Below are 21,692 nucleotides of genomic sequence, written 5' to 3'. Positions count from 1 at the left end.
GCTCCTTCAGCCGTTGATCATGATGTGCAGGTTGCCAAGGCGGTCGACCTGTACGCGGTTGCCGGGGTGAACCACCACCGTGGTGCCGGCGTCCTCGACGATTGCCGGGCCGTAAAATGTCATCAGCGGTTCGAGCAAGTCGTAGTCGTAGAGGTTCGCGTTGTGGCAGCCCTCCTGGGCGTAATCCACACGGCGTTGGCCTTTGCAGGCGTCGCTGACGCGGCGGCCGGTGATCGGCAGCGCTTGGGGCGTCAACTTGCCGATCTGGGCCGTGGCGACCAGATGAAAACCGATAATTTCCAAAGGGGCTTGCAGGCGATAGGTGTAGTGCTGTTCGTAGAGACCATGAAAACGCTGCTCGATCAGTGCCCAGTCCGCGTCGAGACATTCGTGCGGGTTGAGCAGCACTTCGACTGAATGCTCCTGGTTCTGGTAGCGCAGCTTGCAATACACCTGGAGCTCGACCTGTTGTGGGGGGATCGCTTCGGCGACGAATTGCTCGCGGGCCGCACAGCTCAATTCGTCGAGAAATTGCTGTGCCTGCTCAAGCTTGTCGGCCTGGGCGGTATCGACAAAGCGGTTGATAAACAGATCGCGGCGCAAATCCGACAGCGTCATGCCCCAGGCCGAGAACACCGAGGCGCTCCGGGGGATGATGACCTTCTGCACGCCCAGCTCCTGCGCCAGTGCGACCGCGTGCATCGCGCCGCCGCCACCGAAGGCCATCAGCGTCAGTTCCCGTGGGTCATGGCCGCGGCTCAACGACACCAGTTTCAACGCGTTGACCATATTGTCGTTGGCCAAGCGCACGATGCCACGGGCGATCTCGTCGGCTGGCAAGTTCAGGCGTTGACCCAGCTCGTTCAAGCCGCGTTTAACCGCGGGCAGGTCGGCCTCCACGCGGCCGCCGCAAAAGTAGTCCGGGTTGATACGCCCGAGCATCAGGTTGGCGTCGGTCGTGGTGATGTGCGTACCGCCGTTGCCATAGGCGGCGGGGCCCGGTACTGCGCCGGCGGACTGAGGCCCCACGTGCAGTTTGTCGAAGTCGTCGACCCAGGCGATAGAACCGCCGCCGTTGCCGATCTCCACCAAGTCGACCACGGGCACCATGATCGGATAGCCGGCGTTGATCCTGTTGCGCTCGATCCAGTAATCGGTCTTGATCGATACTTGGCCGTTACGGATCAATGCACATTTGGCCGTGGTGCCGCCGATGTCGAGGCCCAATAGGTTGGGTTCGTCGATCAGTTGTCCCAGTTGCGCCGCAGCCCAAAAACCGCTGGCCGGGCCTGACTCGACCATGGTGATCGGGGTCTGTCGGGCGTGCTCTACGCTGTCGACGCCGCAGTTGGATTGCATGATGTACAAGGGCGCTGTGTAGCCGCTGTCACGCAGGCCATCGACCAGGTCATCCAGATAACGTGCAGCGATGGGTTGAACATAGGCTGAGAGCACGGTGGTACTGGAGCGTTCGTATTCGCGCCACTCACGGGTGATCTGATGGGAAGCCACCACCGATACCTGTGGCCAGAGCCTACGTACTTCGTGCAGAACCGCCTGTTCATGGGCCGGGTTGGCGTAGGCATGCAGCAGGCAGATAGCAATGGCCTGCACATTGTCGGCACGAAAGGCATCGAGGATCCGGGGCAGTTGCGAGAGGTCGAGCGGTTCACGTTCCTGGCCATTGGTGTGCAAGCGGCCTGAGACTTCGCGGCGCAGATAGCGGGGCACGAAGGGGGCTGGCTTGACCCATTTGAGATTGAAGTAGTCCGGCCGGTTGGCGCGTGCAATCTCCAGCACATCGCGAAAACCTTGGGTGGTAATCAGCGCCGTCTTGACGCCGCGACGTTCGGTCAGGGCATTGATCACTACCGTGGTGCCGTGGGCCAGAAAATCCACGCTGCTCAGGTCTACGTCGGCCTTGCCGATGACGTTGAGTACGCCTTGGGCAAAGTTCGGCGGGGTGGTGTCGACCTTGGCGGTACGAATGGTCTGTTCGCCGGTGACCGGATCGCTGTTGAAATACACCAAGTCGGTAAAGGTTCCGCCGACGTCGGTGGCCACGCGCACTGTTTTGCCGTCCGTACCCACAGGGCATCTCCTGCTGTGTTTATTGTTATGGGCGCCAGGAGAAGGGTTCTCACTGGGGTTGACGGGATGCTAGGGCGCGGCACATGGCGACGACTACACACGGGGCGGGTAGGTGGCAACGATCTAGGCAGATCGACTACCCGCACGGGTAGGTGGGTGGGTCAATGAAAAGGTATCAGCATCCCCAGGCGCAACGCGGCGGCCATGGCGGCGGTGCGGTTGTCCACGCCGAGCTTTGCGAATACATGCTTGAGGTGGAATTTCACGGTGTTTTCAGAAATGTCCATGGCCTGGGCAATGGCTTTGTTCGATTGGCCTTCGGCGAGCAGGGCGAGGATCTGCGTCTCTTTGGCGCTGAAGGGCGTGCGCGGGCGAACGGGGTGGGCGCGCCATCCGCGCAGGCGGGTGAGCACCGCGGGGGGCCTGGAACGGCTGTCGGTGCAGGCCTCCAGGGCGGCGAGCACACACGGTCCGGCCTCGAGCAGCAGGCCGGGCAGGGCCGTTGCGGGTATCGACGCCAGGGTCGCGTCCAGCGCTACCGCATGACCTTTGCCGTGAGCGGCCAGGGTCAGCACCTGCAGGCGCCATGTGGGCAGTCGCAAGCCTTGTGGTTGCAGCACCCCGACGCCTTGTTGCAGGCGATTGAGCGCCGCGCCGGACGCGCCTGTGGCGAACTGAAACCGGGCCAATGCCAACGTAGCCGCTTCCAGGTTACGCCAGTCCTCGGCGTTGTTCGCGGTGTGGTCGAGGTTGGCGGCCAGCGCTTCCTGGCGCGCCTGGGTCAATGACCCGCCTTGCACCAATAAGTCGACTCGCCAGGTGCGGACCAAGCGTTCCAGGCGCTGCCAGTTACGCGCGCTGGCCAGTTGGGCGGTGTGCTCAAGCTCCAGCAGTGCCGGTTGCAGGCCCAGGTTTCGCAGGGCGCTGCGCCACGTCACCTCGGCGGTGGCGGCCGCGATATCGAGCCAGCCGTCGGTATGTTTGAGTGACGCCCAGCCATCGCGAAACCAGGGGATCGCCTCGGCCCAGGCACCCTGCCAATACAAGTGCTGCGCCTTGAGGCAACCCACCAGTGCCCTGACCGAGCTTTCGCTGCCGAACTGGCTATCGGCAATGGCCAGTGCGTTATCGACCATCTGCGCTGATGCCGAAAGGTCACCCCCCAAGGCCAGGACCTGCGCCTCGTGGATACGGCAATAGTTCTCGCCCCGCGGGCTGGCGGCCAAGCGCATCTTGATGTGCGCCGAGCGGATGACTTGCAGGGCCAAAGGCAGTCGTCCCTGGGTCAGCGCCTGCAAGGCGTGGACGCACTCCAGCGTACCCTGTGCAAGTACATCGTCGCCTGCGGCGCCTGCGCAATGGTGCGGTTCGAAGCGATCCGTATAGGCATTCGCCAGCGTGTGGATGACGTGAAAATCCCGCGCCAGGCGAGGGTCATCCTCGACCCTGCCATGGGCGAGGTACAGCAGTTGTGTGGCGAGGGCATGATCACCGAGCTTGGCGTGCAGATAGGCCTGGAGCAGGAGCAAGTCCGGTTCTTCCCTGCGGGTTTTCTCGTCGAATAAGCCCAACAGGCTTTGCGCGTAGCGGATGCCTTTGTGCAGCACGACCTCCCAACTGCCGGCTCGCACCACCAGTTGCACCGCCAGCCGGGTATCGCTGGCGCGCAGCGCGTAGGTGATCGCCTGCACCCAATCGCTCTCCTCAGCCAGCCACTGGGCCGCTGCGTAGTGGATATCGCGCGCGACGCTGGCGTCGATGCGCTGGTTGAGAAAATCCTGGAGCAAGCGGTGCTGGCGGAACCACTGGCGGTCGGCATCCAGAGGTACCAACAGCGCATCCAGATGGACCAGTTGCATCAGCTGCTGCGCACTGTCGCTACGGCCGCGTACCGCATCTGCCAACTCAGGGTTGAAGCGCTCGAGCAGGGCCATGTCGCGTAAAAAGTCCTGGCTGTCCTGGGGCAGGCGTTGCACCACTTGCCCGGTCAGGTAGTCGGCCATATCGGCGCTGCAGCCTGAAAAGGCGTTCAGGCCGTACAACGATGCGTCGCCATTGGCGCACCACAGCCGGGCCAGTTGTACGGCAACCGGCCAACCTTCGGTTTTTTCGTGCAAATGCTGTTGTGCGCTCGGCGCAACAGTAGGGCCGAGGATTTCGCTGGTTTCGACCTGGGTGAACCTCAGCGCTTGGGCAAACACTTCGTGGACCCAACCGTTGGCCTTCCATTGGGCCAGTGGCCAGCCAGGGCGGACGCGGGCGGACACCACCCACTCGAGCCACGGAGCGGCCTGTTCCAGCAAAGCCTGTACAAGGGCGTCAAGCGCAGCGTTTGCCGCGGTGTGATAGTCGTCAAGAAACAACGTAACCCGGCGGTTTTCCCGGGCGAACGCGTGGAGAAGGGCGGTGATCGTGCGATGCGGCTGCACATCCAGCGCCTGGGCGTGCGCCAGGCGCGTCAGATGGCCGAGATCAAGCCCCGCGCGATCCAGCGTCAAGATCAGATAGGAGAGGAAACGATTCGGGTCGCCGTCGGCCTCGTCCAATGACAACCACGCGACGGTTGCCGAGGGGGTGTTCGATAGCAAGGCTTGCCGCCGTTGCATCAACAACGTGGTTTTTCCGTATCCGGCCGGTGCGACCAGCAGCACCAGCGGCCCCCTTGTCCGGGCATGCAAGGCGGCCAATAGTGCCTGGCGTGGCAAGGACGTGAGCAATGTCAACGGCGGCGCCAGTTTGCCAATCCAGCACCAGTCACTGGCGACAGCGGGAGAAACGTCTGTATTCATGGCTGCGGGCTCATGGAGAAGAGGGCCGCTTGGGGTTGTATCAATTACGTTTTGGCCTTGGGGGCGGCGAATAGTTACGTGATGTTTATTCGGTGTATGAAGCCAGGCCCGCAGTGGGTTCTGTTGTGAAAAACCTGTGCAAGCAGATGGGAGCGTCTGCGCGAAATCCTTGCCACGTCTGCGTTGGTGGGGCCCGCGCCGCTTATGTGCCACACGGTCCTACAAGAGCTGTGGGACCTTTCTGGATTTTGAGTGAAGCACGCTTGGCGCGACGCCGCTCAGAACCGCGCCAACCGATACCCCTCCAACTCCGGCAAACCCGACAGCCGCGGCCGCGTCGAAGCCAGTTGCGCGATGAGCTCCGCAGTCACCGCCGCCTGCGTCAACCCCAGATGCTGATGCCCGAACGCAAGCAACACCTTGCCGTCGGCGACCCGATCGATGATCGGCAGCGAGTCCGGCAGGCAGGGCCGGAAGCCCATCCACGGCGTGGCGTCCTGCGCATTGAGGTCTTGCCGGAACAGCCCTTTGCTCAGGCGATGCAGCTGCCAGGCGCGTTGCATATTCGCCGGGCGCTCCAGGCCGGCGAATTCCACGGTGCCGGCCAGGCGCAGGCCGCCGCGCATGGGCGTCATGATGAACTTGCGCTCCAGGGAGGTGACGGCGAAGGGCAGGCGTTCATGTTCGTGGGGCAGCATCAGGTGGTAGCCGCGTTCGGTGTCGAGGGGGACGTGCTTGCCGGTCAAGGCGGCGGTGAGTTTCGCCGAGTGGGCTCCGCAGGCGATCAGCACCTGGCGTGCGGCCAATGGGCCTTGATCGGTGGTCAGCGTGACGCCACGGGCGTCGACTTGCCCGCTCAGCACCTGGCGGGTGAGAAATTGCACGCCGTTGGCTGTGGCGGCGTTCACCAGTTCGCACACCACTTGATAGGGGTCGAGAAAGTGCCCGGTGCCCGCAAAGAACAGCCCGCCCTGGATGTGCTCGCTCAACTGCGGCGCGGCCTTGCGAATGGTGTCAGCCGACCAGAACGCCACCGGCACGCCTTGCTGCGCCATCCGTTGCTGCAGCGCGTCGATGGCCCCTCGCGAATCCGCACGCTCGAACACCAGCAACGAGCCGTCTTCGCGCAGCAGCTCCGGCCGGTCGATGCCTTGCAGCAGGCGCTGCCATGCGCCCAGGCTGCCTTCGTTCAGTGCGCGAATGCCGGCGACCGTGCGCCGGTAGCTGGCCGGGCGCAGGTTGAGCAGCAAACGCGCAAACCAGGGCAGGGCGCGGGGCAGGTATTTCCAGTCCAGGCGCAGCGGGCCCATGGGGTCCATCAGCATCGTGGGCAAGCGCTTGAGGATCGACAGGTCGGCGATAGGGAACACTTGTTCGCTCGCCAGATGGCCGGCGTTGCCATAGGAGGCGCCCATGCCGGGGGGCTGCGCGTCGATGACGACGACCTGGCGCCCTTGACGTGCCAACTGCAAGGCGCAGGCGACGCCGATGATGCCCGCGCCGACCACGGCGATGTCGGCGCTTGTGGATTCAAGCGACATTCTGTTCCGCCGACCAGTTCGCGTACCACTGGCGGAACAGCGCGTACTGGCTTTCGGCATAACGACGCTGGGCCGCGCTGAGTTGGTCGCTTTCGTTGAAGTGCAGGGCGTAGCCATGGTCACCGTTGAGCACCATCAGGTGCTTGTAATACAGCACCAGATCGCAGCCTTCGTCGAACGATGACAGCACCGCCAGCGCGGCCTCCAGCTCAAGGGCCTGGCGACGTGCCTTGGCATCGCCCTTTGCGGCTTGCTTGCTCAGCGCCACCAGTTGCAGCACTTCCCGAGGTAGGGCGTTGCCGACGCCGGTGATTGCGCCGGTCGCGTTGCAGTTGACGAAGCCGTGTACCACCTGGGTATCGACGCCGACCATCAAACTCACGTTATCGTCCTGGGAGGTGATGTGTTCGGCGGCGTAGCGCAGGTCGGCGGCGCCGCCGAACTCTTTGAAGCCGATCAGGTTCGGGTGCTCGCGGCGCAGCTCGAAAAACAGCTCGGCGCGGGTGGCGAAGCCGTAGTAGGGGCTGTTGTAGATCACCGCCGGCAGGTGGGGCGCAGCGTCGAGGATCGCGCCGAAGTGGGCCTTTTGCGCGGTGGCCGAAGCGCCACGGGACAGCACGCGGGGAATCACCATCAACCCCTGGGCGCCGACCTTGGCTGCATGCGCCGCGTGGGACACCGCTTCACGGCTGTTGACCGCGCCGGTGCCGACGATGGTCGGCACGCCGGCGGCGGCCAGGCGCGCCACGCCCTCCTGGCGCTGGGCTTCGGTGAGCAACGGCCAATCGCCCATGGAGCCGCAATAGACCACGGCGCTCATGCCGATATCGATCAATTCGCGGCCCTTGGCGACGAGGGCGTCGAAGTCCGGCTTGCGCGCGGCGGTACACGGGGTCATCAGTGCGGGAATGCAGCCGGTGAAGATGGTGTCGCTCATGGGGCTAACTCCTTGGAATATTCAGTCAAACCATGCAGGGCTCAGATGCCCCAGGCGAAAGGGTCCTGCGCATCGATCAGCAGGGTGCTGTCGGCGGTCATGTAGGCGCGACCGGTGATGTACGGGCGCACGCGTTCGCCGTCCCATTCATAGCGGCCTTCGAACTGGCTGCCGGTGATGCTGGCTTGTACCCAGGTTTCACCCGGCGCGAGTTTGTCATCGGCGGCCAGGCAGGCGAGCTTGGCGCTGGTGCCGGTGCCGCAGGGCGAGCGGTCGTAGGCTTTGCCCGGGCACATGACAAAGTTGCGGCTATCGGCATGGGCATCATCGGCGAACAACTCGATATGATCGATCAGTGCGCCGTCTTCGCCATAGATGCCTTGGCGTTCGAGGGCCTTGAGCATCGCCCAGGTGTAGTCGGTCAGGGCGTCGACGTTATCCATCTGCAGCGCCTGGCCGTGCTCCGACACCAGGAAGAACCAGTTGCCGCCCCAGGCGATATCGCCATGGACCACGCCATGCCCCGGCACTTCCACCGCTACCCGTTGGCGAAAACGGTAGGCGGGCACGTTGCGCAGGGTCACGGCGCCGTCTGCATGGAGTGTGGCCGCCACCGGCCCGACGGGCGTGTCGACGGTGTGTACGCCTGGCTCGATGCGCCCCAGATAGTGCAGCGAGGCAACCAGGCCGATTGTGCCGTGGCCGCACATGCCGAGGTAGCCGGCGTTGTTGAAGAAGATCACGCCGCAGGTGGCGCCCGGTGTGACCGGCGCGCAATACAAGGCGCCCACCAGCACATCGTTGCCCCGCGGTTCCAGCAGGCAGGCGCGGCGCCATGCGTCGTGGTGGGTGCGCAGGTTGTCGAGTTGCGCGGCGATGCTGTTGCCGGCCAGTGCGGGGAATCCGTCCATCACCAGGCGCGTGGGTTCGCCGCCGGTGTGAGAGTCGATGACGTGCAGTCGTTTCATGACACGCTCCATTCAGGGGTGAGCCTGGCCGATGGGATAGGCATGCAGTGGCCATATCGTGAACGCGTCAGCGCTGCGACGATTGATGTTTTGCGCCGGGTTGGATGACGAATTCAGCACAGTTTTCTACGCTCGACAGCATCCCGTGCATGGGGCAATCTGCTGGACGTCGAAGCGCAAAGAGGGGGGCGGAGTGATGTTGCAGAGTGCGTTTGCAGCCCTGTGCCAAGGGCGCGAGGCGAATCGCCCGCAGAGCATCGAGCAGTTATTGGCCGGCGTCATGCAACTGCTGCCGATGCTCGACGTGATCCCCAATGCCGCGATTTTCATCAAGGATCTCGACGCCCGCTATGTGCTCGCCAACCGCACCCTGGTGCAGCGTTGCGGGCTCAAGCAACTGCAACCGTTGCTCGGCAAAACCAGCGCCGAGGTGTTCCCCGCGCAATTGGGGCCGGGTTATACCGAGCAGGACCGGCGCGTGCTGGAGCAGGGGTTTGTATTGGAGGATCAGCTCGAGTTGCATCTCTACGGCAGCCGCGAACCGGGCTGGTGCCTGACCCACAAGTGGCCGCTGTACAACCACGTCGGGCAGATCATCGGCCTGGCCGGCATTTCCGTCGACCTGCAATCGGCCAGCGAAACCCACCCCGCCTACCAACGCCTGGCCGCCGTGGACGCGCACATTCGCACGCACTTCAATCGGCGCGTGACCTTGGGCGAACTGACGCGTATCGCCGGGATCTCGGTGGCGCAGCTGGAGCGCTACTGCAAGCGCGTGTTCCACCTGACGCCGCGGCAGATGATCCAGAAAGTGCGCCTGGAGCACGCCCATCGCTTGCTGCACAGCGACCTGCCGATCACCGACGTCGCGCTGCAGTGCGGTTACACCGACCACAGTGCGTTCAGCCGCCAGTTCAAGGCGTCGACGGGGTTTACGCCGAGGCAGTACCGCCAGTTGGGCTAACCGCCGGCATTGCGATGCAACGAATAGCCCCGCTCGCCGCTCCTATGCTTACGAGTAACCGTTTCACGACGACAGGTAATGGGCTTATGACGGCGGCTGACAACGATCATGTGAACTGGCTGGTGCAACAGTCGATGCTGCACGCGGCGCGCCAGCGCGCCAAGCTCTATTCGGGGCAAGGGCGCCTGTGGCAACAGCCGTATGCACATACCCGGCCGCGTGACGCTTCGGCCTTGTCGTCGGTGTGGTTCACCGCGTACCCGGCGTCGATTGTCACCCGTGAAAACGGCACGGTGCTCGAAGCGCTGGGCGATGAGGCGCTGTGGCATGCCTTGTCGAAGATCGGTATCCAGGGTATTCACAATGGTCCGCTGAAAAAGTCCGGCGGCTTGGCCGGGACGGAACACACGCCGACCATCGATGGCAATTTCGATCGCATCAGCTTCGACATCGACCCGCAGTTGGGCACCGAGGCGCAGTTGCAGGCGCTGACACGCATGGCGGCGGCTCACAATGCGGTGATCATCGACGATGTGATCCCCTCGCACACCGGCAAGGGCGCGGATTTCCGCCTGGCCGAGATGGCCTACGAGGACTACCCGGGGCTCTACCACATGGTGGAAATCCGCGAGGAAGACTGGCCGTTGCTGCCGGAGGTCGCCGACGGGCGCGATGCCCAGAACCTCAGCCCGCTGCAGGTGGACGCGCTGCGCGATAAACACTACATCGTCGGCCAGTTGCAGCGGGTGATTTTCTTCGAGCCTGGCGTGAAGGAAACCGACTGGAGCACCACCCCGGTGGTCATCGGCGTCGATGGCAAGCCGCGGCGCTGGGTCTACCTGCATTACTTCAAGGAGGGCCAACCGTCGCTTAACTGGCTCGATCCATCCTTCGCCGCGCAGCAGATGATCATTGGCGATGCGCTGCACGCGATCGATGTGATGGGCGCCAAGATCCTGCGCCTGGACGCCAACGGTTTCCTCGGTGTGGAGCGCAAGCTCGACGGCACGGCCTGGTCGGAAAGCCATCCGCTGTCGATCACCGGTAATCAATTGCTTGGCGGCGCGATTCGCAAGGCCGGCGGTTTCAGCTTCCAGGAACTGAACCTGACGCTGGACGACATCGCGTCGATGTCCCACGGCGGTGCTGATCTCTCCTACGACTTCATCACGCGTCCGGCCTATCAGCATGCGTTGCTGATGGGCGACACCGAGTTCCTGCGCCTGATGCTGCGCCAGATGCACAACCTCGGCATCGACCCCGGCTCGCTGATCCATGCCTTGCAAAACCATGACGAACTGACCCTGGAACTCGTGCATTTCTGGACCCTGCATGCCCATGACAGTTTCCTCTACCAGGGTCAGACATTTCCCGGCAACATCCTGCGCGAGCATATCCGCGAGCAGATGTACGAGCGCCTGGCCGGCGAACATGCGCCGTACAACCTCAAGTTCGTCACCAATGGCGTGTCCTGCACCACCGCCAGCATCATCACGGCGGCCCTCGGCATTCGTGACCTTGCGGCGATCACGCCGGCCGATATCGAGCAGATTCGCCAGATCCATTTGCTCCTGGTGATGTACAACGCCATGCAGCCCGGCGTGTTCGCCTTGTCCGGCTGGGACCTGGTCGGGGCATTACCGTTGGCGGCGGATGACGTCGCGCACCTGATGGCCGATGGCGATACCCGCTGGATACACCGCGGCGCCTATGACCTGGTGGACCTGAACCCGCAGGCCGAGCTTTCGGCGGGGCAGATGCCGCGTTCGAAAACCCTGTACGGCAGCCTCAACCGCCAATTGCAGGACCCGGACTCGTTCGCCTCCCAGTTGCAGAAAATCCTCGCTGTGCGCCGTGCCTATGACATCGCGGCCAGTCGCCAGATCCTGGTGCCGGACGTCGAACATCCTGGCTTGTTGGTCATGGTCCACGAACTGCCGGCCGGTAAAGGCACACAAATCACCGCGTTGAACTTCGGCAGCACGCCGATCACCGAAACCCTGCACCTGCCCAATATCGCGCCGGGGCCGGTGGTGGACATCATCAATGAACGGGTCGAGGGCGATCTGACGGCCGAAGGGGCGTTCACCATTACCCTGGACGCGTATGAAGGGTTGGCGTTGCGGGTGGTCAGCAGTTCGCCGATGCTTTAGCGCAGATCAAGTGATGACCGGCACCGAGCCGCCAAACTGGTTGGGTGCAGGTTGGCACACGGGTTGAGGGCAACCCGACACGACGCTCATCCAGCCATAAAGGAAACCCGACCATGTTGTTTGATGCATATGCTGAAGAGTCGCTGAACGGTATCGGACCTGTCGTCCAGGATATCGAGCAAGTCGCCAAGTACACTGAAGGCCTGCGAACGCGTCTTTCTGAACTCTTCACATCTACGCACAGCCGTTTTGGCGTGAGCTTTACCGTTCCGCCAGAAGGTTACTTCCAGCTTGAAGGCCATTTCGGCCTGATCAGAGCGAATCTGCTCTATGCCAATGAGGGCAGCGGCACCTTTGGTCGCGTGGTGCTTCGCAAGCACACGCTGGACGAGCAGGGGAGAGAGGCGTGGCCAGAAATCTGGGCGTTCCGCATTCTGAAAGATGGCGATGTCTGGGTGAGTGACAAAGGCCCGGTGCTCTACAACGAGTGGAATACGCCAAGCGAACACAAGTTCGTCGCTGCTCGGCGTCTCGTTGAATCAATCGTGCTGTCTGCGATGAAGCCACGCTAGACCGCGCAGGTAGTCAGCAAGCAACCCCTGCGGGAGGCGATTGAACGCGTTTACCGCTGCGGGTTGCGTCTCGCAAGCGCCACGGCCGCAGTGATGGCAGCGCGCGCTTGTGGGCTGTTCTTCCAGCACGTCGAGCCCAATGCCGCAGAGGCTTGGGCGAGGATGTCCCCCACGTTGGATTGGCTGAGTGTGTCCAGCGATTCAATGCCCATCTGTTCAAGCCGGGTAATCACCGTGGGGCCTACCCCCTTGAGTGCGAGCAACGCTGTTCTTTCTTCCAATGAGAATGGCATCGGTGAATTCCTTTTTCCAAGAGTCACGGGAGTGTGCCGGATACTGGAGAGTGCCTCAATAGGTCGTTGTTGATTGGGTATATCGAACTCCCCGGCTATCGACGACAGCGCCACGCGGGCCTCCTGTTTTTGTGCGCTGAAGAGCCATATAAAGAACGTTACATTTTTGACTGTTAAATCACTCATCATTAAAAAATAAAATAGCTGACTTTGGAGTCAATTCGCAAAAACAGGATCATATTTTAAGTAGGGAAATAAATTCCCTCTTAAAAAGGTGAGCCAATTGGAATATACGTATAAAAACCAGTTTCACGAAAAAGCCAATGTAAAAGCGGTTCTCGTGGGCGACAATAAAGTCATTAGTCCATCCGAGTATATCGAGATCTTCTTAATAACCAGAGGCTATGACACGAGCCCGGAAAATAGACTCCGAGTCGCGGAAAGCCTGGCCCACGTGCCCGCGCGCGAACGCCATTCCGCCTCTGAGCTGGACCACTGGCTTGATTGTCACTTCAAAAGCTGAGGGGCTCCGTCGCGGCACATTCAACGCAAGAGTGATAATCAAAGACAATGCCAGGTACTTATGCAGGCAGATTACGAGATACATTATATAAAGAGCGACCACAAGAAGGTCCGACGCGTCAGAGCCCAACAGATGATGGATCTTGATGCGTGGAAATTTGCAATTATTGCCGAAGGCGGCAGCCGTGAAGAGACTTCGCCGTTAGTTTGTTTGGTGCAGGTCAAAGCACTTGCCGCTAAATACGATGTAAGTTCAGTCAGGTGGAACAAGGCGATCCATGTCAACAACTTGGATACCGTCGTATCGAATAGGCGGATGGCGTTGGAGGATACCGGAGACCGTAACTTAGAGCAGGCTCAACCTCGGGATGACGTGACACCCGATCAATCTGGCTGATAGAACGCAATCGAGTGTTGTTCGACTCGAAAAAGGCCTGGACGTGTTCCAGGCCTTTTCATCGAGCAGCGCCGCTTCAGCAGTTGGCGCTCCTTGGGCTTGGCTTGGTTTTGTCGGCGCATAAAAAACCCCGCACTGGGCGGGGTTAGTCTGCATCACCGATGCAGAGGGCGGGAAATAGTGCTGGGAACTTCCCCCAGCTTGCCCCAGTGGGGCGTTTTAACAAGCCTGCCATCAGGCAGGCTTTGTCGGGACTCTGTTAGCTGTTGGAGCAACCGTTAGCCATGACACTGTATTGCATGACATGTTCGTGACCTTGGTGGTCCAGGTAGGTCATCTGGACAGGGACTACGGCACAGACATTGTCAGGGATGGAGTCCATGTGAACCACTTTGGCGATGTCGAGGTGCGAGCTGTAGCTGTATTGCTCAACGGCAGGCTCATCGGCAAACGCCATCTGGCTACCCAGCATTACAAAAGAAGCAGCAATCAACATTTTAAACAGTTTCATTTTTTCAGTGTCCCAACGATGCAAACGATTTACGTCTTCAGTCGGATTGGCTATGGCCGAAGGCTCTACGAGGCGCGGGTGGGTGGTTTGCTTGGACCCTATGGATTCGCGCTTCGTCGCTTTGTTTGGAAGCTGGGTCTAGTTTATGCCTATGGCGATTTTGATAAATCCCAAAGACTGGAAAGCATTGTTGTTGAAAAAGTAATAATTCACTCCGGCGCCTGGTAGCCACCCCAGCCAATACACTCGGTTCTGCTCCTGTCGATGACGCGAACTTGCGCTTGTTTAGTGCCGTGAGAAAGCATGGGGTTGGGGGTAGTACGAATCTCAAAACCGAGTGTCTCAGCATTAAGGCTCAGAAGTTTCATCTCGGATGGCCAGGCTTTGGCGATGTGCCGCCAACCCGTTCAGTCGCCAGCACGGATGATCTGCTAGCTCGTGCAGCGGCCGAAATAGACAGGCCAACCGCCAGGGCTTTACCCACTCGTCAGAGGTGGCCGGGTTGATCGATAAACACCTGGCTCACGGATTGGTTGAGCCATGCGTTGGCTCACAAAAAAGGCCCGCGCACGGGCCAAATGGAAAATCTTCAAAGACGCAGAGGGGGTTGTCCCTCCTCTTGGGTCAGCTGACCGTTACGCAGTCGTGTTGACTCGTGTACCTACCGATCCTGAAGTTGCTTTGGGCTGTTCGACTTTGCTTGCAGTGCTACCGTCATGATCGCCGTCGCTGTCCGCCGGCATGGCTGGCCGGACTTGAGGTTTGATTGCTACGGGTTGCGGTTGCGCGATCTGTGTCGACCCAGTGATTGCCGATGCCATGTGAATCCCCTTAAGTGACGGTGGTTTGAGTTAATGCTATCGGCATGTTATTTCAATATTTAAGCGTTCTAGTTAAAGCGCTCATGAATAAAAATAATTGAGAGTATTTCGCAGACTTAAGTTTGTTTCGGTACTTGGGCATTCAAGTGTTATGTGAAAATTTCGTGATATGTCTGTGATGCTTGGCGAGTTGCTTTTGCACTATCCCTGTCGGCGGATCGTGTTGCCGGCGTCGCACCAGGTTAATGATCAAGGTCGGGGCGGTGCCAGGGATCTACATGCGTCATAAGATTCAAAACACGATGAATCTGCATCACATTTTCCCTTGCGCAAACTGCAATGGCATGACCCTCCTCAACGGTAATTGAGGCATCCACTTCGATGTGAGCGTCGACGATGATCATGTCCCCCATTTTTCGAGTGCGTAGATCATGTACACCTTTAATGCCGGGGGTATTTTTAAGCGTATTGCGGATAGTTTCGACTTCCTGCTCATCAGCCGATCGGTCCATCAGGTCGTGCAATGAATCCCAAGTGAAACTCCAACCCATCTTGGCGATCATGCCTCCAACAACCAGCGCAGCAATCGGGTCAAGAATCGGGTAGCCCGCCAGATTGCCCACAATACCTATGCCGACAACCAAGGAGGAGGCGGCGTCGGATCTTGCGTGCCAGGCATTGGCAACCAACAGACTAGACTTAACTTTTTTGGCCACCCGCAGCATAAAGCGAAACAGCAGTTCCTTGGCCACCAGCGCTGCGATGGCAACCCATAAGGCCGCAATGTGTACCGTTGGAATCGATTCAGGGGTTTCAAGCTTGAACACTGCAGAACCGATCATGCCCACGCCCACGATCAACAACAGTATGCCCAATACCATGGATGCGGCGGTCTCGAAACGCAGATGCCCATAGGGGTGACCTTCGTCGGCATCCTCCTTGCTTTTGTGGCTGGCGAACAGCACTACGAAATCGGCGATCAAGTCTGATAGCGAGTGAATACCATCGGCTACAAGCCCCTGGGATTTTGACATCACGCCTACGACAATCTGTGTGCACGACAGCGCGATATTGACGATGACGCTCATCCAAGTGCATCGCGAGGCTGCCGCCGCGCGGGCGACTTGACTATATCCCTCGTCTTCAGATTGTTCAGAGATCTGTTGATGATTCATGTGTATTTCTCTAATTGAAATTGATACTCGTCTCGCGCGGCAAGACGCGCCACTACTTAGTACTGGTTGCGCTTTTTATCGGGGTTGGAGGGTAAGGCGTCTACCTCAATTAAAGCAAGGTGCGATGAGTTATAAAAGTGCCTATTTATCGGTATTTAGGTCTGAGTGTAATGATGTAAATGCTAATACTTCGCGTAACTAAGTTTTCCACCTGGCTGCAGAGTTTGTGAGTCAAATAGGGATGACTCTCAACTTCACTAAAGAACAGGTGGGCCGGTGCGGCGGGGTGGGTTTCATCTCTCGAGCCGAAGCGGTCAGGCGCAAGAAAAATGCACGGAAGAATAATGTGATTGTCGTGGGGTATTTGTTTGTAATAGATGTATTGGGCGGTAAGTTCAGAACCTTGCGCTACAAAGTCCAAGGACGAACTGGTTAGCGGCGATTTTTTAGGGGGTGAGGAGGATCGCGGGTCTGAGTTTTGCCTCGGTGTGCCTGCGTAGAGTAAGCAGCATGGTAGTAGATTCGGCAGGAAGCCGGGGGAGAGGGGGAATTGCGGGGAGCAAAGCGCCTCGGTCATCCCCCGATGATTGGTGACGGTAAGATTTGCATCGTCATTTCGTAACGAGACGATGGGCAAAATATGTCACGCACCTCAATCGAGTACTAAGCCTGCGCTTGCTTTACCGGTTAGAGCTGACAGCGTTTTTGATATCAAGGATGGATATGCTGACGCGGTGGCTATATCTGCTGGCTGTTTCTGTACTGTCACTGTTGTCGATGGTATGCAACGGTCAGGTTCGAGACGTCGTGATGGATCTTGGCGCACCAGATGCAGCGCGGCCAATACGCGTGGCTATCTGGTATCCCGAAGGCGTATGTTCCCCAGAAACGTCGGGGCTGTGCCTTGATGAGTCAGCGGTTGCTCACAAGGTCATCGTCGTTTCGCATGGCAGTATGGGCGCGTCAGACGATTACGCCTGGATCGGTGACGGCTTGGCAGCCAAGGGATATATCGTCATAGGTCTCAATCATTTCGGTGAGTCCCGGGTCTACGGGGAGCAGACACAGACCTTCCGAGCGACCGGTATGGTGTGGGAGCGGGCCCTGGATGTGTCGCGCGTATTAGATGCGCTGAAAAAGCTGAGCCCCTTTCAAAAACAAGTCTCCTGGGACGATGCCATCGTCATTGGCCACTCCGCCGGTGGCCAGACGGCTGCATTGCTGGTGGGAGCACGCTTTGACCTTCAGGCGTTCGCGCAGTATTGCGGTACCGGGCAAGCAGAGGGCGACCGTTCGTGTTCTTACGCCCACGACATCAAGCGCGCGCCAAGTTCATTTATCTCATTGTTCAACGGTAACTATCGCGACTCCAGGGTCAGGAAAATCGTTCTGCTGGACCCCGCCCTAGGGCCAGCATTACTTGAGCAATCCATGGCGGGCTCGCGAGTTCCAGCGCTGGTGGTGGGGGCTCTCCACGATGATTTTTTGCTTTGGAACAGTCAGGGTGCCCGTTATGCGGCCGCGATTCCTTACGTAAAAACATTGTTGTTGGAAGGCGGAGAGGGGCACTTTGTTTTTCTCTCCGTTTGCCATCATGACGCCAAGGTCAATGACGTTCCGCTCTGTGTGGACAAGGCCGGTGTGGATCGCCAAGCGGTGCATGAGCGCTTGTTGTCCACGCTCGTTGCGTTCATTGCGCCTGATGACGAAATCCCGCTATCCGGACAACCGACAACGCCCGCGACTGCCAATGCCAAGGTTGCGCAACTGACTGTGATGGAAATCCTCAGCTACACGCCGCGATGGGTCTTCGGTTTGTTTTTTGTGCTCTGCGCGTTGGGGCTGATGCAAACACGCACACGACGGGTGCGATTCAGCCTCGCCTTGCTGTTGCCCATTGGCATGCTCATGTTGTCCCTGTTGGGAGTTTTTCAGTACACCCGGTATTGGATCGCCGCAATTGGGTGTTGGCTCGTGGGGCTTGTCGCCGTCTGCATGATCGCTTCGCGGATAATGGATGGCGGTTTCGTGAAGTGGGATGACAGTTCGGCTCGACTGATAGTGCGTGGGAGCTGGGTGCCGCTGTTGGTAATCCTGGGGATTTTCATCACGCGCTATCTGTTAGGCGTGGCCCGTGCGCTGCAGTTCCAACCGCTCGATCAATGGCCGCTGCAGATGTTGGTGGCCGGCGGGTTGGGAGCTTGGAGTGGCTATTTCGCGTGCCGGGCCCGACGGTGCTGGCAAGCATCTCGTTCGTAGCCTTGCGCGTGAGGGTTGAGAGCATTCTGCTCGGCGACTTCTTGTTTTAAATTGAAATCATCGGCGTCAACATCAAGATACTTTTCAGCCGCTCAGGAGTCGCTTCTAACTTGTTCGCAGGGAGCTCTTGGCCCAGTACAATTGTCAATGCGTTGAGCCAGTCTCTTGAGTTTTGAGAGGCGCATTGGTCTGTTGGTAAATGCTCATCAGCTACATCCCATTTCTGTACAGGCCAATCCACCAGGGACGCTAGGAGACCATCTCTCAGAAGCTGAAACTGCTCGTAAGAGTCGTTTGGTGTCTGATTGAGTGCAGCTTTCAACTTCGCGAGGCGATGTGGCATTACCGTTCCTTGGCATTTCAGATAGGCACAACGCTACTACGCTGAGAGCATTGTTGGTTACTGGCATTCCGTCCACGCTGGATGCCTGGCCAGGCGCGGGGTACAGTCGACACTTTCCTGGGGAGGACCACAATGAAAGCTTGGCTGACGGTTTTGTCTGCGCTAATTCTCGCGGGCTGTGCGGACAGTGGGCCGATGAAGGTCGGGCCTGATACGTACACGATTTCAACCCGGGTACCTTTTGGCGGACCTGCGTCCGCGAAGGGGCAGGCGCTCAAAGAGGCGAACACATTCTGCGAGTCCCAAGGCCGAGAAATCCTGCTTGATCACATGCAGGCCAGTGAATGTGCATTACACGGCGGTTGCGGTGAGGCCGAGATTTACTTCTTCTGTCTGGCCAAGGGTGATCCGCAGTTGACGCGCCAAAAATACAGCCCCGATCCCACGCAGAAGATTGAAATCAATCAGCGCTGATCAGCCACGGCTTTTTGGTCCGGCAGCATACTTCGGGCTACAGTCTCGCCAAACCAACGAGGGAACGACATACGGATATTGATAACGGTGTGTCGGGCATCGTTCATGTGCTGTGTGGAAGATTGCGCTGGATGCTCAGCCCCTAGGCCTGCGGCCTCAAGAACACCACTGCATCTGGTAACCCGGTACCGCTCTGCTACGGCAAGCGGTGGGTAGGCGGGGCATTATGCCTTCGCCAGCGTGACCAAGCGTCTAGGTCATCAATGCGCTCAAGCACGCCGACCGGAGAGCGGAGTTGCGAGTCGATGCGTCAATGAGGGGGTTGTGTTTGGTCGGCAGGACGCAGGGAGAGGGGAGTTGCGGAGCAAGGCCTAAAATTGCGGAGCGCAAACATTAAGGGCCTGCATGAAGTTCATCATGCACGCCCTTGATATCCATGGTACCCGAAGCCGGAATCGAACCGTCACGCCCTTACGGGCGGGGGATTTTAAGTTCGCATGAGGGCACGTGTCGGGCGTGAACCTTTAAGCCCGGCGCCATCCGTAATTAACGGCGGAAGCGGAATTTTTGCCAGCCATACTTGAACCTGAAAGTTCCGGTATCTCCTCGTAGAACGTAGAGGCTGACCCTGTAAAAAGCAGTAAAACGAGAGAATCCAAGGTGTCTGATTTTTCTGTAGACCCAAACCCATCCGTGGCGATTGGTAGTTTTGGCGGGTCTCAACACGATTAACGCGTTCCTTCTGCTATGCGTAATTTGGCGCAGATGATAGCGATGTGCCCCATCTAGAGGCTGTCAAATAATAACGGTGCGGGAACTCGTTGTCGCAACAGCTGTATTGCCAATATTCATCTTGGTACTGCACCGCGCGCCCACGTAAACCAAGCTGCTGTTCACCTCTAATCTCCGCCGTTGTGCGGGGTTTTTTCGTAGGGAGAAAAGTCTGACTGCAACCGGAACAGACCGGGATATCTTGGCGCGCCCCCCTTTGGCGTGAGGTCCGTGGTGCAGGTCTGGACGGACAGATCGCCGTGGCCCGGACCATCCGTCACCGAGTGCTCAACGAATTCTCGCCATCACCGGTGACGGCGCTCAAGGATTGATCGCGCTGTGGGCGTGCCCGGCGTATGTGAGGAGTGTTTCAAAATAGGCGTTGGTGTTCGGTCGGCAGGACGCCGGGGAATGGAGAGTTGCGGAACAGGTCTGAAAATTGCGGAACAAAAAAGATAAGGGCTCGCATGAAGTTCATCATGCAAGCCCTTGATATCTATGGTGCCCGAAGCCGGAATCGAACCGGCACGCCCTTACGAGCGGGGGATTTTAAGTCCCATGCGTCTACCAGTTTCGCCATTCGGGCGGCAGCGCGGTGCAGCAGGGTTGGGAATATATAGATCCGGGCGTCAGGGCGCAAGGTCGGAAGTTGCCTTTCTTGCACAAACACCGGGATGAAAAAGCTCGATAGATCAGTGATCTACATCGGCTTTTGAGCACAAGCCGAAGATTCCCAGGGCCGGCGAATACGCCTCATAAATGACAGGTGCGGCAATACGCCGTCACGCTGCTTCAGAGTGGACGACTCCGCAGTGGCGGCCTTGGGCATAAGCCGCTGCGACATGCGGTCCGCAACGGCGCTGGATGCAGGTGTAAGGTAGGCCGTGCAACGCTTGGAAATCTCAGGAAACGCGAGGTGGCTATGAGCGCTCCAACACTCAAGAAGCTGCATCTGAATGGGTATGACATCGTGCAGGTCAATTTCGGGCCGTGGCGGGTGTGTACGGCTCAGGACCGGTTGGCGTCCTTCGATTCCCGCGAGCAGGCGCTGGCCTATGCGGCCACGCTGTCGGTGCGCAAGGCGCGTGGCAGGCCGGGGTCCAATCAATGATGACTGAGTGATTGATTCAGCAGAACCAAGCCCCGGCGCAACCGGGGCTTCTGCTGTTTGGGACTACACGAAGGGCTGACCACTGAAGCCGCGTGGCAGGCGCTGCAACCCTGGCAGGTCGGTCAAGTGTTGCGCCCAGGCGCTGCGCCAGTCGCTGGAGGTGTGGGTCTTGGCTGCGCGCGAAGCTCGGCGGGCGGCGTTGCGCTGGGTGCGGCGCGCTTCCTTGTAGGCCTCGGTGTTGCGGCAGGTTCGGCATTTGACGCGGTTCAGCTCGGCGCTGGAGGGGAGGCTGCTGCCGTGATGGCCGCAGGCTAAGTGCCCGGCGACTTTGAAGTGAATGACCATGTAAGCGTCTCCTTCTTGGGGGTACGCGCATCTGCAGATCCACAATGCACGCGGGGAGGGCGGGCTGCGATTGATCCCGACACCTACAATTACGACCCCGCGCTGGTCGCAGCGTTCGGTTTACGGGCCTGGCCCTTCTCAACAGCAAGGCTCGACGTTACTCTGCCTCAAGTCCAGTCATAAAAAGGAGTGAGTGATGAGCGTCGAAAACCTGCCACGTGAAGGCAGTTGCCGTTGTAACCGCGTGCGCTTCAGTGTGAGCCAGCCCCCCGTGATCACCATGGCTTGCCATTGCACCGGTTGTCAGAAGATGACCGCCAGCGCGTTCTCCCTCAGTGCGCTGATTCCCGCCAGCGCGTTCACCGTGACCCAGGGTTGCCCGGTGATCGGCGGCATCCATGGCGTGGACCGCCATTACTTTTGCCCCCATTGCATGAGCTGGCTGTTTACACGGCCCCATGGCATCGATGAGTTCGTCAATGTGCGTGCGACGATGCTGGAGAATGCCGAGGATTATCCGCCGTTCATGGAAACCTGGACCAGCGAGAAATTGCCTTGGGCCACGACGCCGGCGGTCGAGCACTTTGCACAATTGCCCGGGCCGGAGGATTTTCCGCGTTTGTTGCAGGCTTACGCCGAGTTCAGCGCCCGCTGA

Annotated in this window: 18 protein-coding genes and 1 tRNA gene; 8 read left to right on the top strand and 11 right to left on the bottom strand. The window is 59.4% G+C overall.

Features of this window, described 5'->3' with window-relative positions; genetic code table 11:
- Positions 1 to 6: 6 nt before the first annotated feature.
- The 5 genes from TU80_RS07835 to TU80_RS07815 all read right to left on the bottom strand — a co-directional run bounded on the left by TU80_RS07835 (position 7) and on the right by TU80_RS07815 (position 8,326).
- Positions 7 to 2,091 carry a hydantoinase/oxoprolinase family protein gene (locus TU80_RS07835; RefSeq protein ID WP_057004192.1) on the bottom strand — a complete coding sequence of 695 codons (2,085 nt, stop codon included), beginning with the start codon at positions 2,089 to 2,091 and terminating at the stop codon, positions 7 to 9.
- Positions 2,092 to 2,252: 161 nt separating this feature from the next.
- A complete protein-coding gene (locus TU80_RS07830; RefSeq protein ID WP_234427213.1) occupies positions 2,253 to 4,880 on the bottom strand; it encodes a winged helix-turn-helix domain-containing protein in 2,628 nt (875 codons plus the stop codon).
- Between the two features lie 278 nt (positions 4,881 to 5,158).
- A complete protein-coding gene (locus TU80_RS07825) occupies positions 5,159 to 6,421 on the bottom strand; it encodes an NAD(P)/FAD-dependent oxidoreductase (RefSeq protein ID WP_057004190.1) in 1,263 nt (420 codons plus the stop codon).
- Positions 6,411 to 7,358, bottom strand: coding sequence for a dihydrodipicolinate synthase family protein (locus TU80_RS07820; RefSeq protein WP_046383571.1), 948 nt, complete (start codon positions 7,356 to 7,358; stop codon positions 6,411 to 6,413). Before TU80_RS07820 ends, TU80_RS07825 begins: the two co-directional genes overlap by 11 nt.
- Positions 7,359 to 7,399: 41 nt before the next feature.
- Positions 7,400 to 8,326, bottom strand: a complete 927-nt coding sequence (locus TU80_RS07815; protein ID WP_017846347.1) for a 4-hydroxyproline epimerase — start codon at positions 8,324 to 8,326, stop codon at positions 7,400 to 7,402.
- A 196-nt stretch (positions 8,327 to 8,522) separates the two neighbouring features.
- Here TU80_RS07815 and TU80_RS07810 point away from each other — a divergent pair, with 196 nt between their 5' ends.
- The 3 genes from TU80_RS07810 to TU80_RS07800 all read left to right on the top strand — a co-directional run bounded on the left by TU80_RS07810 (position 8,523) and on the right by TU80_RS07800 (position 12,015).
- Positions 8,523 to 9,290 carry an AraC family transcriptional regulator gene (locus TU80_RS07810; protein WP_057004189.1) on the top strand — a complete coding sequence of 256 codons (768 nt, stop codon included), beginning with the start codon at positions 8,523 to 8,525 and terminating at the stop codon, positions 9,288 to 9,290.
- Between the two features lie 86 nt (positions 9,291 to 9,376).
- A complete protein-coding gene (gene treS / locus TU80_RS07805; RefSeq protein ID WP_057004188.1) occupies positions 9,377 to 11,443 on the top strand; it encodes a maltose alpha-D-glucosyltransferase in 2,067 nt (688 codons plus the stop codon).
- A 113-nt stretch (positions 11,444 to 11,556) separates the two neighbouring features.
- Positions 11,557 to 12,015 carry a hypothetical protein gene (locus TU80_RS07800; RefSeq protein ID WP_057004187.1) on the top strand — a complete coding sequence of 153 codons (459 nt, stop codon included), beginning with the start codon at positions 11,557 to 11,559 and terminating at the stop codon, positions 12,013 to 12,015.
- Positions 12,016 to 12,065: 50 nt separating this feature from the next.
- On the opposite strand, the gene TU80_RS07795 is transcribed toward TU80_RS07800, so the two are convergent.
- A complete protein-coding gene (locus tag TU80_RS07795; RefSeq protein WP_046383567.1) occupies positions 12,066 to 12,308 on the bottom strand; it encodes a Pathogenicity locus in 243 nt (80 codons plus the stop codon).
- Positions 12,309 to 12,963: 655 nt separating this feature from the next.
- On the opposite strand from TU80_RS07795, the gene TU80_RS07785 reads away from it, so the two are divergent.
- Positions 12,964 to 13,227 (top strand): hypothetical protein, encoded by a 264-nt coding sequence (locus tag TU80_RS07785; RefSeq protein ID WP_126589485.1) that lies wholly within the window; start codon positions 12,964 to 12,966, stop codon positions 13,225 to 13,227.
- 259 nt (positions 13,228 to 13,486) lie between these two features.
- On the opposite strand, the gene TU80_RS07780 is transcribed toward TU80_RS07785, so the two are convergent.
- Together TU80_RS07780 and TU80_RS07775 are read right to left on the bottom strand one after the other, a co-directional pair.
- Positions 13,487 to 13,723 (bottom strand): DUF2790 domain-containing protein, encoded by a 237-nt coding sequence (locus TU80_RS07780; protein ID WP_169850573.1) that lies wholly within the window; start codon positions 13,721 to 13,723, stop codon positions 13,487 to 13,489.
- Between the two features lie 1,078 nt (positions 13,724 to 14,801).
- The gene (locus TU80_RS07775; protein WP_046383563.1) at positions 14,802 to 15,734 is read right to left on the bottom strand and encodes a cation diffusion facilitator family transporter; all 933 of its coding nucleotides are present in this window, start codon (positions 15,732 to 15,734) and stop codon (positions 14,802 to 14,804) included.
- 717 nt (positions 15,735 to 16,451) lie between these two features.
- Between TU80_RS07775 and TU80_RS07770 the strand changes: the two genes are divergently transcribed.
- Positions 16,452 to 17,993, top strand: a complete 1,542-nt coding sequence (locus TU80_RS07770; RefSeq protein ID WP_108524191.1) for a DUF6622 family protein — start codon at positions 16,452 to 16,454, stop codon at positions 17,991 to 17,993.
- Positions 17,994 to 18,039: 46 nt separating this feature from the next.
- Here the strand turns inward: TU80_RS07770 and TU80_RS07765 are convergent, their stop codons facing one another.
- Entirely contained in the window at positions 18,040 to 18,336 is a 297-nt protein-coding gene (locus tag TU80_RS07765; protein WP_046383561.1) for a hypothetical protein, read from the bottom strand.
- Between the two features lie 132 nt (positions 18,337 to 18,468).
- Between TU80_RS07765 and TU80_RS07760 the strand changes: the two genes are divergently transcribed.
- A complete protein-coding gene (locus TU80_RS07760; RefSeq protein ID WP_046385301.1) occupies positions 18,469 to 18,810 on the top strand; it encodes a hypothetical protein in 342 nt (113 codons plus the stop codon).
- Positions 18,811 to 20,080: 1,270 nt separating this feature from the next.
- Here the strand turns inward: TU80_RS07760 and TU80_RS07755 are convergent.
- Positions 20,081 to 20,167, bottom strand: a tRNA-Leu gene (locus TU80_RS07755).
- Positions 20,168 to 20,503: 336 nt separating this feature from the next.
- Between TU80_RS07755 and TU80_RS07750 the strand changes: the two genes are divergently transcribed.
- Positions 20,504 to 20,692: a hypothetical protein gene (locus tag TU80_RS07750; protein WP_046383560.1), complete on the top strand. Its 189-nt coding sequence runs from the start codon at positions 20,504 to 20,506 to the stop codon at positions 20,690 to 20,692.
- A gap of 63 nt (positions 20,693 to 20,755) precedes the next feature.
- Here TU80_RS07750 and TU80_RS07745 read toward each other — a convergent pair whose 3' ends face one another.
- Positions 20,756 to 21,037, bottom strand: coding sequence for a hypothetical protein (locus tag TU80_RS07745; RefSeq protein WP_046383559.1), 282 nt, complete (start codon positions 21,035 to 21,037; stop codon positions 20,756 to 20,758).
- A 196-nt stretch (positions 21,038 to 21,233) separates the two neighbouring features.
- On the opposite strand from TU80_RS07745, the gene TU80_RS07740 reads away from it, so the two are divergent.
- Complete coding sequence (locus tag TU80_RS07740) at positions 21,234 to 21,692, top strand: GFA family protein (RefSeq protein ID WP_046383558.1); 459 nt, start codon at positions 21,234 to 21,236, stop codon at positions 21,690 to 21,692.

The sequence above is a fragment of the Pseudomonas veronii genome (assembly GCF_001439695.1).
Classification (GTDB): Bacteria; Pseudomonadota; Gammaproteobacteria; order Pseudomonadales; family Pseudomonadaceae; genus Aquipseudomonas; species Aquipseudomonas veronii.
The sequence above is the reverse complement of the archived record's forward strand: the minus strand, read 5'-3'. Positions and strand labels throughout refer to the sequence as shown.